The organism is Kordiimonas aquimaris, from assembly GCF_025574485.1.
Taxonomy (GTDB): domain Bacteria; phylum Pseudomonadota; class Alphaproteobacteria; order Sphingomonadales; family Kordiimonadaceae; genus Kordiimonas; species Kordiimonas aquimaris.
Genome location: NZ_JAOBPO010000003.1, coordinates 155539 through 168879 on the forward strand (window position 1 = coordinate 155539; position 13341 = coordinate 168879).

11 protein-coding genes are annotated in these 13341 nt (G+C 43.9%); 5 read left to right on the forward strand and 6 right to left on the reverse strand.

Annotated features, from left to right (window positions below):
- The 4 genes from OEU88_RS10455 to fabZ are packed head-to-tail and all read left to right on the forward strand — an operon-like array spanning position 1 to position 4916.
- On the forward strand, positions 1 to 1110 hold the full coding sequence (locus tag OEU88_RS10455) for a M50 family metallopeptidase (protein ID WP_262695112.1): 1110 nt from the start codon (positions 1 to 3) through the stop codon (positions 1108 to 1110).
- A gap of 48 nt (positions 1111 to 1158) precedes the next feature.
- Positions 1159 to 3756: an outer membrane protein assembly factor BamA gene (bamA, locus tag OEU88_RS10460; protein ID WP_262695113.1), complete on the forward strand. Its 2598-nt coding sequence runs from the start codon at positions 1159 to 1161 to the stop codon at positions 3754 to 3756.
- A 19-nt stretch (positions 3757 to 3775) separates the two neighbouring features.
- Positions 3776 to 4444 (forward strand): OmpH family outer membrane protein, encoded by a 669-nt coding sequence (locus tag OEU88_RS10465; protein WP_262695114.1) that lies wholly within the window; start codon positions 3776 to 3778, stop codon positions 4442 to 4444.
- Positions 4445 to 4478: 34 nt separating this feature from the next.
- Positions 4479 to 4916: a 3-hydroxyacyl-ACP dehydratase FabZ gene (fabZ, locus tag OEU88_RS10470; RefSeq protein WP_262695115.1), complete on the forward strand. Its 438-nt coding sequence runs from the start codon at positions 4479 to 4481 to the stop codon at positions 4914 to 4916.
- Positions 4917 to 4992: 76 nt separating this feature from the next.
- On the opposite strand, the gene OEU88_RS10475 is transcribed toward fabZ, so the two are convergent.
- Together OEU88_RS10475 and gltX are read right to left on the reverse strand one after the other, a co-directional pair.
- A complete protein-coding gene (locus OEU88_RS10475) occupies positions 4993 to 6279 on the reverse strand; it encodes a citrate synthase (protein WP_262695116.1) in 1287 nt (428 codons plus the stop codon).
- Between the two features lie 49 nt (positions 6280 to 6328).
- Complete coding sequence (gene gltX, locus OEU88_RS10480; protein WP_262695117.1) at positions 6329 to 7729, reverse strand: glutamate--tRNA ligase; 1401 nt, start codon at positions 7727 to 7729, stop codon at positions 6329 to 6331.
- A gap of 60 nt (positions 7730 to 7789) precedes the next feature.
- On the opposite strand from gltX, the gene OEU88_RS10485 reads away from it, so the two are divergent.
- Positions 7790 to 10057, forward strand: coding sequence for a ComEC/Rec2 family competence protein (locus tag OEU88_RS10485; RefSeq protein ID WP_262695118.1), 2268 nt, complete (start codon positions 7790 to 7792; stop codon positions 10055 to 10057).
- A 22-nt stretch (positions 10058 to 10079) separates the two neighbouring features.
- Here the strand turns inward: OEU88_RS10485 and lexA are convergent, their stop codons facing one another.
- From lexA to trpC, 4 genes are all read right to left on the reverse strand, one after another.
- Positions 10080 to 10772, reverse strand: a complete 693-nt coding sequence (gene lexA, locus OEU88_RS10490; RefSeq protein WP_262695119.1) for a transcriptional repressor LexA — start codon at positions 10770 to 10772, stop codon at positions 10080 to 10082.
- Between the two features lie 93 nt (positions 10773 to 10865).
- Positions 10866 to 12059, reverse strand: coding sequence for a molybdopterin molybdotransferase MoeA (locus OEU88_RS10495; RefSeq protein ID WP_262695120.1), 1194 nt, complete (start codon positions 12057 to 12059; stop codon positions 10866 to 10868).
- A complete protein-coding gene (gene moaC / locus OEU88_RS10500; protein WP_262695121.1) occupies positions 12056 to 12544 on the reverse strand; it encodes a cyclic pyranopterin monophosphate synthase MoaC in 489 nt (162 codons plus the stop codon). Before moaC ends, OEU88_RS10495 begins: the two co-directional genes overlap by 4 nt.
- Complete coding sequence (gene trpC, locus OEU88_RS10505; RefSeq protein WP_262695122.1) at positions 12541 to 13341, reverse strand: indole-3-glycerol phosphate synthase TrpC; 801 nt, start codon at positions 13339 to 13341, stop codon at positions 12541 to 12543. Before trpC ends, moaC begins: the two co-directional genes overlap by 4 nt.

Consider the following 13341-nt stretch of genomic DNA (forward strand, 5'->3'; position numbering starts at 1 on the left):
ATGGAAACTGAAGGTCCAGGTTTACTATTTACGATTGCTGCCTTTATAGGCGGGTTTTCAATTCTGGTTTTTATTCACGAATGGGGTCATTTTATTGTTGCCCGTATATTCGGTGTAAAAGTGGATACTTTCTCTATCGGTATGGGAAAAGAACTTTTTGGCCGTACTGATCGCAACGGTACCCGCTGGAAAGTTAGTGCATTTCCAATAGGAGGGTATGTTAAATTCTTTGGAGATGCATCTGCCGCCAGTAACCCTGGTGACATTCCAAATGACATGCCAGAACACGAGAAAGCCGTTTGTTATCATTTCAAACCTCTCTGGCAACGTGCGCTTATCGTCTTTGCCGGTCCAGCAGTTAACCTTATTGCTGCGGCTGTAGTTTTTGCAGGTTTCTTCCTTAATTACGGCGTCGGCATATCTGAGCCTATTATTGCTAGTGTACAGGAAGAGTCGGCTGCTGAAGCCGCTGGGCTATTGGTAGATGACAGAATTCTGTCTGTTAACGGCGACACCATTGAGCGTTTCAGTGATGTTGGTGCCATTATCCGTCTTTATCCAGCAGGCCGTGTGCCAATTGTCATTGAAAGATCAGGTAATACACAAACGGTTATGGTTGAACTCGGAGTTCGCTATATGGAAGACCGGTTTGGCAACCGCTATCCATATGGCCACCTAGGTGTACAATCTCCGCCATTAACGCGAGTGGAATTAGGCCCAATTGGAGCACTCGGCGAGGGTTTCCGTCAAACAGCCTCAATGGCCGACAGTATGTTTACAACGCTTGGTCAAATGGTAATCGGTTTACGTTCTGTAAAAGAGTTAGGTGGTCCAGCGCGTATAGCCAACATGGTGGGTGAAGCCGCCCATATTAGTTTCGAAAATTTTGTTTGGATCCTTGCTATCCTCTCTCTAAATCTAGGCATAGTTAATTTATTACCGATTCCAATGCTGGATGGTGGTCATTTGTTGTTCTATGGCTTGGAGGCATTGAAGGGGTCACCACTTAGTAAGAAGGCCCAAGAAGTCAGTTTTACTGCCGGAATGGCAATAATGTTCATTTTTATGGTTCTTGTGACATTGAATGACTTGCAATCCATGGCACTCTAGGCCAATTTCACCGCCATTATGCAGAAGACTTTTAGATTGGGTCAAAACTTGAGTTTATTACCTATGCGCATTATCAAGCCCGTGTTGTTGTTTTTGGGTTTATATCTGTCCTTTATTCTAGGCAGCAATGCAACTGCACAACAACCCGCTGCAGAGCAGCAGGTGCCGATCATTCAACAAATCAGCGTTTCGGGTAACGAGCGTGTTGAACCGGAAACAATTGCATCTTATTTATCAGTTCGCCCTGGTGACCCTTTTGATCCCTCATTGCTTGACGCGAGCCTAAAATCTTTGTTCGCCACCGGTTTGTTTTCTGATGTTGAGCTAACGGAGCGCGGCGGCGCGTTGATCGTCCGCGTTGTTGAAAATCCAATTATCAACCGGATTATTTTTGAAGGTAATAAGAAGCTTGATAACGAAGAACTTGCTGAAGAAGTTCGCTTACGCCCACGTCAGGTATTTACACGGGCACGCGTTCGTTCAGATGTTCAACGCATGCTTGAGCTGTACCGCCGTTCTGGCCGTTTCGCTGCCATCATCGAACCCAAAGTAGTACAACGTGAACAAAACCGCGTCGATTTGGTTTTTGAAATTCAAGAAGGCCCAAAAACCAAAGTAAGTAAAATCAACTTCATTGGTAACAAAGTATACGGCGATGGCGACCTGCGTGACGTGTTGGCAACAAAGCAAGCACGTTGGTGGAAAATTTTTACTTCTAATGACACATTTGACCCTGACAGGCTTGCATACGATCAACAGGTTTTGCGTCAGCACTATCTTAATGAAGGTTACGCTGACTTTCGGGTAGTGTCAGCCGTATCAGAGCTTACGCCGAACCGTGAAGATTTCTTTATTACCTTCACTGTCGAAGAAGGCGAGATTTACACCTTTGGTGAAATCAAGGTGGAAAGTGAAATACGCGACATTAATGAAGACCTGTTTCGTGCATTCTTGTTGATGCGTGAAGGTGCAAATTATAACGCTGAAGCAATTGAAAACTCAATTGAATCACTTTCAAATGCAGCTGGTTTACTTGGTTATGCATTTGTTGATGTGCGACCGCAAATTAACAGAGACCGTGAAAACCGGATCATGAACATTACATTCCGTATTCTTGATGCACCGCGTGTTTATGTGGAGCGCATTAATATTAAAGGTAACGTTGTAACCCTTGACAAAGTTGTCCGCCGTGAATTCCGTTTGCAAGAGGGCGATGCTTTCAACTCTGCACTTGTTTCGCGGTCTGAAAATCGTTTGCGCCGTCTAGATTTCTTCCGTGAAGTTGAAATTGAGCAACTGCAAGGCTCGTTGCCGGACCGACTTGTGCTAGATGTAACTGTCGATGAGCAGGCAACTGGTGAATTGAACCTTGGGGCAGGCTTTTCCAGTTTGGAAAACTTTATTTTCGACTTCTCAATTCGCCAGCGAAATTTCCAAGGTAAAGCACATGATTTACGCCTCGGCGTTCGTTTATCTGGCACACGACAAGAAATTGACCTCGGCTTTACAGAGCCGTATTTCTTGGGTCGCCGCGTTGCAGCAGGCTTTGATATATTTGCACGTAGAATTGATTCTACAAACTTTGGTTCATTTTTTAACACCAACTCACTTGGCTTTTCCTTAAGAGCAGGTATGGCGCTTAATGAATACTGGACATTGTCTACACGCTACACACTGCGTCAGGATGATGTTTCTGTGCCAAATGGTTTGTTGAACTCCACATTCGCGTCCTTTGTTAGCAACGTTCAAGCCTCCTTGAACGGGGACCCAGCTAATGACCAGCTTGTTTTGGATCGGTTTGACCTTAACAACGACGGTGAGATTACCGCTGATGATTTTGATACTAACGCTGACGGGGACTTTAGCGATGTTGAGTTAGCGGTGGGTCTTGGACGTTCGCTTCAGGAATCTCTCGGAAAACGTTTCCAGTCAATTGTTGGATACTCTTTAAACTACAATACACTTAATAGCTTCATTCGACCAACTAGAGGTAATCGCATAACCTTTAGCCAGGACTTTGCAGGACTCGGCGGCGATGTAAGATATATTAGAAGCCAGTTAAATCTTGATAACTATTGGACACCTTGGGCAGGTTGGACCTTCCGCTTAGGTGGTGAAGCTGGATTAATTGAAGGGTTAGGACAAGGCATTCTGGTTTCTGATCGCTTCTATATTGGTGGCCCACGTATTCGTGGTTTTGATATCGCAGGGATCGGACCACGCGACTTCTCAGGCACAACCACAGGCTCAAGAAGCGCACGTGGTGGCACCGCATTCTATATTACTCGCGGCGAGCTTTTCTTCCCGTTAGGGGATGCTGCGCTTGAATCTGGCATTAATGCATCTGTATTCGTTGACGCTGGCTCCTTGTTCCGCGGCCAAATTGATGATAGTCCCAATTGTGAATTTAGTAGAAGAGAGTTCGAGGACTTCCAAACTGCGTCAGCAGAAGATCCTTCACTCGTATTTGGTTTTAATACCAACTGTATCGCAGGTGATTCAATATCACCTCGTGTAGCCGTTGGTATTGGCTTCTCATGGCAGTCGCCATTTGGGCCATTCCGTATCGATTTAACACGTGCTCTTAAGCGTCAGCTTGGTGACCGTACACAAACGCTACAGTTCAATGTAGGCACAACATTTTAAAAGTTCATGGGGTATAACAATGAACACCGTACTTAAAACGATCAAATTTGCGACAGCTGGCCTATTGGCAGCGGCAACAATATCAACTGCTTCACTTGCAGACATCCTGCTAGTTGATGACGAGCGTGTTGAGCGTGAAGCTGCTGCATACAAAGACTTTAACTTACAGACGACGCAAATTCGCGAGTCTATTCTGGCACTACGTAATCGCCTCGCACGGGGTGGTACATTTGAGCAAGCACTTGCCGATTTTTCAAATCGTCAAAAAGCTGCATTTGATGATCTTGAAAAGCGTAAATCATTAATCGGTAACGACGCTTATCAGGCTGAATTTGCTCAAAAAGAAGCTGAGTATCAAGCCGAAGGTGCTAACCTTCAACGTAGCTATCAAAACGAAACAGAGCAGCTACAACGCTTGGAACTCGTATTCGATCGCTTGCGTCAAGAAGCTCAAACACAAGTAGAACGCGCACGTCAACCGGTTATACGTAATATACTCAAAGACCGTAGCGCAAAAATTATTATGCGCAAACGTTTGGTAATGGGTTCGGCAAGTGGTCTTGATGTTACAACAGAATTTATCGAGCAGCTAGACGTTGAGCTACCAGCAGTAACGCTTGCTTTGTTGCAACAACAGCAGCAACAACCAGCAGCTGAAGGCGCAACACCTGAACAGGGTGGCAATTAATCAGAGCAACTGATTAAGCGAATGGGAGGCTTTAATGGAACTATCCATTGCTGAAATAATGGAAATGATACCTCATAGGTATCCTTTCCTACTGGTTGATAAAGTGGTGGACATTGTTCACGGTGAAAGTGCAACCGGCATCAAGAATGTGACAATGAATGAGCCATTCTTTCCAGGTCATTTTCCTCAAAAACCAGTAATGCCAGGCGTTCTAATATTAGAAGCCATGGCTCAAACAGCTGGCGTTATAGCCATTCAGTACTTAGGCGATGATGCCAAAGGTAAAGTTGTTTACTTCATGGGTATCGACGGAGCGAAATTTCGTAGACCAGTAGTACCTGGTGATGTACTATATATGAAGCTCACGAAAACACGTGGTGGTGGGGCAGTTTGGAAGTTTGATGCTGAAGCCTACGTCGATGATGAATTAGTCGCTCAAGCAAAACTAACGGCAATGTTGGGCGCCGAATAAACTTCATTTTTACTAGCAACAAAAAAAGCCGACCACATTGTGGTCGACTTTTCTGTAACAACATCTATTCTCAGGTTTATCTGTCTTCAACTCGAATATAATCCCGTTTTGGTGTTCCCGTGAATAGTTGGCGAGGACGACCAATTTTTTGTGTTGGATCTTCAATCATTTCATTCCACTGGGCAATCCAACCGCTTGTACGAGCAAGAGCAAACAACACAGTAAACATCTCTGTCGGGAAGCCCATCGCTTTTAGAATCACGCCTGAGTAGAAATCAACATTAGGGTACAGTTTCTTCTCAACAAAGTATGGGTCTTCAAGTGCAATTTTCTCCAGCTCCATAGCAACGTCAAACAATGGGTCGTCAACGCCTAGCTCTTTTAGAACCTGGTGTGCAGTTTCACGCATAACAGTCGCGCGTGGATCAAAGTTTTTGTAAACACGATGACCAAAGCCCATCAAACGGAACGAGTCATTCTTGTCTTTAGCTCGTGCCACGAATTCCGGTATCCGGTCTACAGTACCAATTTCACCAAGCATATTGAGGCATGCTTCATTAGCGCCACCATGTGCAGGGCCCCATAAACAAGCAATACCCGCAGCAATACACGCAAATGGGTTAGCACCAGATGAACCAGCTAAACGAACTGTTGATGTTGAAGCGTTCTGTTCATGATCAGCATGAAGGATGAAGATCAAGTCCATCGCTTTTTCAAGAACAGGGTTAACCACATAGTCTTCCGCTGGAACAGAGAACATCATCTTCAGGAAGTTACCTGCGTATGACAAATCGTTATCAGGATAAACAAACGCTTGGCCAATAGAGTATTTATATGCCATTGCTGCGATAGTTGGGATTTTCGCTATCATGCGATAACTCGCCACCATTCGCTGATGAGGGTCGTTTATATCCGTACTGTCATGATAAAATGCAGCCAAAGCACCAACAACACCAACCATGATGGCCATAGGGTGAGCATCACGGCGAAAACCACTAAAGAACCTGTGCAGTTGCTCATGAACCATTGTGTGATGTGTAATATCGTAAGAGAATTTCTCTTTTTCAGCTTTACTTGGTAGCTCACCAAAAAGAAGCAAGTAACACACTTCCATAAAATCACTGTCGGCAGCTAATTGCTCGATAGGGTATCCACGATATTGTAGCTCGCCTTTTTCGCCGTCAATGTATGTGATCTTGGATTCACAGCTCGCAGTCGATGTAAATCCGGGGTCAAATGTGAACATACCAGACTCAGCATATAACTTACGGATATCTATTACTTTAGGGCCCACGGAGCCTTCCATCACAGGTAGATCAACATCCAGCCCTGTGCCGGTGAGTTTGAGGGGATCATTAGACATGGTCGTACTCCTTCTTAAATATACTTCTGCGCAGCGTTTTCCGTCAAACTTATGTATTTGCTTGATCTAGCAAACGATCATACGATTCTTGTTGGCCTAAAATTTCCAACAAATCCGTCAAATCACCTGATGGTAAACCGCCTGTTAAGGCAGCTCTGATCGGTTGCATTACTTTGCCCAGTTTCAATTCCTTTGCTGTTGCATAGGAAATAATAGCTTCCTTAATTTGATCTGATTTCCAAGAGGAAACAGATAGTAGTTTTTCTGCTAGCTCAACCAGCATCGGACCATTGCCGGATAAAGTTGCGCTAGCTTTCTCGGTGAGTTTTAGAGGGCGCGTGTTACAATAAAGAGACGCAGCCTCCACAACATCTGGCAACCGCTTTGCTCGTTCTGCAATTGATGGCATCGCAGCAAGTAAGCGCTGTATTTCGATTTCAGCTAATTTATCGCCTGTATATATTTCTAGTTCGTTTTTCACGAGTGACAAGATAGTTTCAGAATTCATTGTACGCATGTAATGCGCATTAAGATTATCAAGTTTATCAAAATCGAACCGGGCAGGGCCGCGGCCAACATTTTCCAGGTTAAACCACTCAATCGCTTGTTGTGTTGATATAATCTCGTCGTCGCCGTGGCTCCAACCTAAACGCAGCAAATAGTTGCGCATAGCCTCGGGTACAAAGCCCATTTCAGCATATTCTTCGACACCCAGGGCTCCGTGCCGTTTGGATAGCTTCTTGCCATCAGGTCCGTGAATAAGGGGAATATGAGCAAATACGGGCACTGACCATCCCATTGCTGCATATACCTGATATTGACGAAACGCGTTATTAAGATGATCATCCCCACGAATAACGTGCGTCACCCCCATGTCATGATCATCTACAACAACAGCAAGCATATAAGTCGGCGTTCCATCCGACCGCAGCAAAATCATGTCGTCCAACTCTTTATTTTGGACAGTTACATTTCCTTGCACTTCGTCATTTATGGTTACCTCACCTTCGCGTGGCATCTTTATCCGGATGGCATAAGGGCGTTTTGCCGTTTCAGCATCTGGTTCTTTATCACGCCAAACATCTCCCAGAAAAGGCTTGCCTTCATCACGCGCTTTTGAACGCAATTCAGCAAGTTCTTCACTAGTTGCATAACATCGATATGCTTTGCCGTCCGCTAAAAGCTTTAACGCGACTTCTTTATGGCGCTCTGCCTGAGCATACTGGCTAACAGCTTCGCCATCACAGTCCAAACCAAGCCACGACATGCCAGCCAAAATAGCGGCGACAGCCTCATCAGTTGAGCGTTTTCTATCTGTGTCTTCAATTCTAAGTAGAAATTGACCATTATGCCTTCGTGCATATAACCAATTATATAAAGCAGTACGAGCTCCACCAATGTGAAGGAAACCCGTTGGGGATGGCGCAAACCGTGTTATTACTTTGGGCATGTCTTTTTGCACGCTCAGCCTTAAATTCTATTGTTTCTGTCAAAAAACAGCGCTAACCGGTTGGAAAAGCACCGTATAAGAAGCTTGATAAGGCTTGTATCATATGTTTTTGCTGAATACAAATCTGGTGTGTCAAACTGTGGCGCGAGTCTGTCACCGAGTAAATGTGGTTCACAGAATAAATTTACCAAGAGTGTTTATATTTTTTCATCGCACACACATAGATTGTCACGTTTAGCTGAGGCTCAAAATATAAAGCTTCATGAAGATTGGCGGTTGTTGGGTTTAACCAGCTTGTTTGCCACAATAATTCTCCTTCGTTTATATTATGTCGCCTCTTGGCCAAGTTGGTGGTGGTATTTGTTTAGTGTTATCCCATTATATTTACTTTGGTATTTTAAAAAAATTACGCTTCAGCATAATCTGCTGTTCGCGGTTGCATTTCTTGCTTTAACAACAGCAAGTTATCGCATGGAGACAGTTCCTAAAAGCGCAATTGAACGCGAAACCTTTGCTTCTATAATCGGCATCGTTAAGCGTCTAGAGCTAAGACCTAACAAGCCCACCCGCTTAACACTTCATGTTACAAACATTGACAATAAAACACCCATTTTAAACGCGGACATACAGTTATACGTTCGCACTCAAATACCTGAAAAACTGAAAGCAGGCGATACTGTCAGTACGCTCGCAGTATTTAACCCGATGAATGGTCCAATAGTTCCAGGCGGGTTCAATTTTGCACAATATAGCCTATTAAATAATATTGTCGCCCAAGGCTTTACCGTTTCAAAAGTACAAAAAATTGCGACAATGCCGAGAGAGTACAATTTTCAAGTGTGGCTCGAGAATTTTAGGACCAATATTGCTCAACAAATATCAAAACACATGGAACCAATAAACGCTGGCATTGCTGTCAGCCTCATTACTGGCCAAAGACACTACCTAGATAGTGAAACGAATGCAGATTTACGTGACACAGGTCTCTCACACCTGCTTGCTATATCAGGGTTGCACATGGGCTTGTTAACAGCAGCAGCGTTTGCTTTATTTGAATTAGCTTTTGCCAGTATTTCTGTTGTCGCGTTGCGATACTCACCAAAGAAACTGGCTGCAATTTTATCCTGGATGTTTGCATGCATATATCTGATGGTTTCTGGTGGAAGCACGGCCACCATTCGCGCCTTCATTATGGTTTCAGTAGCTATTCTTGCGGTCTTGACAGATCGTCGAGTTGTTTCACTGCGTAGTGTCGCACTTGCAGCTTTCATTGTTCTTTTAATTGATCCTGCGGCACTATTAAGCGTCAGCTTTCATATGTCATTTGCTGCAACTACGGCTCTAGTTTTGGCATTTGAGCACATAGATGCCATAAGACGAGATAAAAGAAGAACACAGAAAACCGCTAATACCCGATCATTATTCAGAACCACTATATTTTATATTCTCGCAACTGCAGGCACGACATTAATTGCACAAATCGCTGTAGCTCCTTTTGCTTTATATCATTTTCAAGCGTTATCACTTGTAGGTTTGCTTACAAATATAATTGCTATCCCTATAATGGCATTCATTGTTATGCCTGCTGCTTTTTTAAGCCTATTGTTCATTCTTATAGGTATCGAGCCGTTTCCATTAATTATTATGGAATATGGTTTAGAAGTAATTTTGTATTTAGTTCAATATGTTAGAGGAATTTCCGAAGGTGTTTTTTATTCCTTGCCTTATCATTCAATATTGCTGCCAGCCAGTGGGGTTTGCATTGTTATTTCATGCGTTATGAGTGGAAGAAATGGGCTGTTGTTTTGGTCCATATCTGTTCCTCTTGCTTTAGTTCTGCTCGCAGCTGAACCGGCTGATATATTAATTGATAACGGTGGAACCGTCATCGCATACCATATTGATGATGAACAAAGCATCGCAATCGTCGGAGGTCGTCGAGGCGGCTTTCGAGATGAAGCATGGAAGAATTACTGGGGGGTAGACCCTGAAATTGCAGTTCGTAAAATCGATCAAAAGTGCGACACCAGAGCCTGTTTAATAAATATACCGCATAATAATTTATCAGGCAGTCCGCTCAAAATCATACGCTCAAATACGCTTGAAACAACCAGAGTTGCATGCAGTGCTGGTGCAGTCGTCATAGCATCATATAGGCATAAAAATTATTGCAGAGAAGCTGGATTATTTTTAGCTGCAGAAGACATCAAGCGATATGGTCCTGTTGGCCTTTGGTTGCAAAAGGCTAACAACAACATATCGCCTGACAATCAAGACGTTTGGCCAATATTAAAAGTACGCTGGAGTACACCGTTACCTGTAAGGTAACTCAGCAGCTCCATCCAAAAAGCTAATGATATTGGCGGAATAATCCAACAAGCTTACCTTGTACTTGAACACGGTCAGCTTTATAAACTTGTGTTTGATGGTCCCTATTTGCAGGCACAAGGGCTATCTCAGCACCATTCTTTTCCAACGTTTTAAGTGTGGCTTCTTCTCTATCAACAAGCGCAACCACAACGTCTCCGCTCCGCGCAACATTACCACTTTCAATAATAACGGTGTCACCATCCATGATCCCAAGTTCAATCATTGATTCACCAGACACTTCCAATGCAAAACAATCACGCGGTGTTGTCATACCTTGAGGAACAGAAATAAAACTATCAGCATTTTCTATCGCTTCTATCGGCGTGCCTGCCGCAATTTTTCCGTGTAGTGGGATTTGTCTCGTATCACTATCAACATCTGATGAGCGTTTGTTATTTATACCAAAGTCTACATTAACAACACTAGACTGAGCAGGTTTATTACTATGTTCCTGAAAACCTTCAGGTAACTTTAAAACTTCAAGCGCACGGGCACGATTAGCAAGCCGACGAATGAAGCCGCGCTCTTCCAACGCATTTACCAACCGATGCACACCTGATTTAGACTTTAAATCCAATGCATCTTTCATTTCATCGAAAGAGGGTGATACACCACCTGAACTTAAACGTTCATCAATGAAAGCCAATAATTGTTGCTGTTTTGCCGTCAACATATAGTGTCTCCAAGCATTTTCGTTTACCTTATGTTCTCTTTTAGTTCACTATTTGATTGAATGTCAAGGTAAAACAAAATCATTCAAAACTGATCAGAATGGTATAAATGGAACGAGGGATCCAGCTTGTGCAGCCGGCGCATCCATAGGTCTTATGATCAAGCCATCACATTGCGCCAAAACAGTCTGCAAACTACTGTCTTGGCTGGCTGCAGCATCAACATGACGTTCACCAGCATTGCCGATAAGGCGAGCACGCAAGTAATGTTGTCGCGGCCCATTGGCAGGTAAAGCGGTTGCCGTTGGCAAAAGTACACCGCTCGGTAATGGAGCAGGGCGCCCCATTAATTTATCAACTAATGGACGCAAGAATAAAATAGCACAAACGAAAGCAGACGCAGGATTTCCCGGTAAACCCACAACATACTGACTTTCACGTTTTCCAAAAATTAAAGGCTTGCCAGGGCGCATTGCAACCTTCCAGAAATTCAGTATTAACCCTTTGTTTTTAAGCGCTTGTTGTACGAAGTCCTTATCACCAACAGAAGCTCCGCCAACAGTCACGAGTATGTCAGCATCACTTGCAGCATCAATTGCAACTTCAAGCGCTTCCGGACTATCGCCGGCACTGCCGACAAAGCTAACTATCGCACCAATTTCTTTCATCATTGCTGATAATTGAGGTTTTACACTATCCACCGTTTCATATGGATTAAACAACGCTTTGTCAGGCGACGCCAACTCGTCGCCTGTCGAAAGAATAGCGATCTTCGGTGCACGATATACCATCAGATGAGATTGACCTGCAGCTGCCGCCAGCCCAATTGATTTAGGTGACATAAAAGTACCCGAATCTAAAACTACTTGTCTTTCGTTAAAGTCTGCCCCTTTTGGCCTGACATTATTTTGAGGTTTAGATACTTCTTGAGTATTGATTATATCATCAACACGTTCGACATTTTCCTGAATTACGACCTGGTCGCAACCTTCAGGTACCGCAGCGCCAGTGAAAATGCGAATTGTTTCACCAGAACCAACTATCCCGGAAAAAGGGTGGCCTGCAGCGCTTTCACCAGTAACCTTTAAAGATACATCTTTGCCCTTAATCTCCGCACTATTAACAGCATATCCATCCATAGCAGATAAAGCCGTTCCAGGTTGAGAGCGCCGCGCAGCAACAGGGCTTGCAATGACACGACCTGATGCGTTTTCAACTGCAACTTTTTCGGTTTGCAGAGGCTTCGCATCACCAACAATACGCGCAAATGCTTGCTCAACTGATATCATGATGCTCTTTCACTTCCGCGTTCATACAGGCCAGATTTACCGCCCTCCTTGGAAAGGAGGCGCACATCGGTAATTTGCATATCCTTATCAACCGCTTTAGCCATGTCGTAAATAGTGAGTGCGGCCACTGATGCAGCGGTTAGCGCTTCCATTTCCACACCTGTCTGCCCTGTTACTTTTGCCGTAGCTTCAATATGTAAAATAGTCTTGGAAGCATATGTAAAGTTAACTTTCACACTTGTAATAGCTAAGGGATGACAAAGAGGGATTAAATCATGTGTTTTCTTTGCTGCCATGATGCCCGCTATCCGTGCGGTTGCTAACACATCACCTTTCTTCATTACATTGTCTTTAATTTGCTGCATTGTTTCAGGCTTCATAACAACAGATGCTTCAGCTACAGCTCGCCTGTTTGTTACTGTTTTGTCACCAACATCAACCATATGTGCGGCACCAGTAGCATCCGTGTGACTTAGCTTGCTCATGCCGCGCCTTTCTGCAGCGCTTGCACAGCAACCGAGACATCTGGCTCGCGCATGAAAGTTTCTCCGATTAAAAAGCAAGAAGCGCCAGCCGCGGCACATTGAGCAAGGTCATCTGATGTTTTTAAACCAGATTCAGCAACTGCAATTCTATCTCTTGGTAAAGCCGGTACTAAATCGAGTGTATTATCTAATGATACTTCCATCGTTTTCAGGTTTCGATTATTTACACCAATCAACGGACTGTTGAGTTTAAGTGCACGCATTAACTCAGCTTCGTCATGCACTTCGATCAGGACATCCATGCCCAATGAGATAGCTATCTCTTCCAATTCGGATGCCTGATCATCAGATAATGCTGCCATAATCAGTAAAATACAATCTGCACCGAGCGCACGAGATTCATAGACTTGATATGGGTCAAGCATAAAATCTTTACGTAAAACTGGAATATCACACGCGGCTCGTGCTTCTAACAAATAGCTATCATGTCCTTGGAAATATGGCTTATCAGTCAACACAGACAAACATGCAGCGCCACCAGCAACATATGATGCTGCAAGTTCCGCAGGCACAAAACCTTCTGCACGGATAAGGCCTTTTGATGGACTTGCTTTTTTTATTTCACAAATAAACCCATAACGTTCCAGAGAAACTTGTGCTTTAAGGGCATCCACAAAACCGCGCGGCTTAGACACATTCCCAAGGCTGGATTTCAATACCTCTATGGGTGTTTGTGATTTTTTCACCGAGATATGCACTTGTTTTCGTGCACAGATTTCTTTCAGAATATCTGACAT

What these genes read in the sequence shown, in the direction of transcription:
- OEU88_RS10455 (WP_262695112.1), top strand. Translation starts at nt 1, where the DNA reads ATGGAAACTGAAGGTCCAGGTTTACTATTTACGATTGCTGCCTTTATA.
- OEU88_RS10465 (WP_262695114.1), top strand. Translation starts at nt 3,776, where the DNA reads ATGAACACCGTACTTAAAACGATCAAATTTGCGACAGCTGGCCTATTG.
- fabZ (WP_262695115.1), top strand. Translation starts at nt 4,479, where the DNA reads ATGGAACTATCCATTGCTGAAATAATGGAAATGATACCTCATAGGTAT.
- OEU88_RS10475 (WP_262695116.1), bottom strand. Translation starts at nt 6,279, where the DNA reads ATGTCTAATGATCCCCTCAAACTCACCGGCACAGGGCTGGATGTTGAT.
- gltX (WP_262695117.1), bottom strand. Translation starts at nt 7,729, where the DNA reads ATGCCCAAAGTAATAACACGGTTTGCGCCATCCCCAACGGGTTTCCTT.
- lexA (WP_262695119.1), bottom strand. Translation starts at nt 10,772, where the DNA reads ATGTTGACGGCAAAACAGCAACAATTATTGGCTTTCATTGATGAACGT.
- OEU88_RS10495 (WP_262695120.1), bottom strand. Translation starts at nt 12,059, where the DNA reads ATGATATCAGTTGAGCAAGCATTTGCGCGTATTGTTGGTGATGCGAAG.
- moaC (WP_262695121.1), bottom strand. Translation starts at nt 12,544, where the DNA reads ATGAGCAAGCTAAGTCACACGGATGCTACTGGTGCCGCACATATGGTT.
- trpC (WP_262695122.1), bottom strand. Translation starts at nt 13,341, where the DNA reads ATGTCAGATATTCTGAAAGAAATCTGTGCACGAAAACAAGTGCATATC.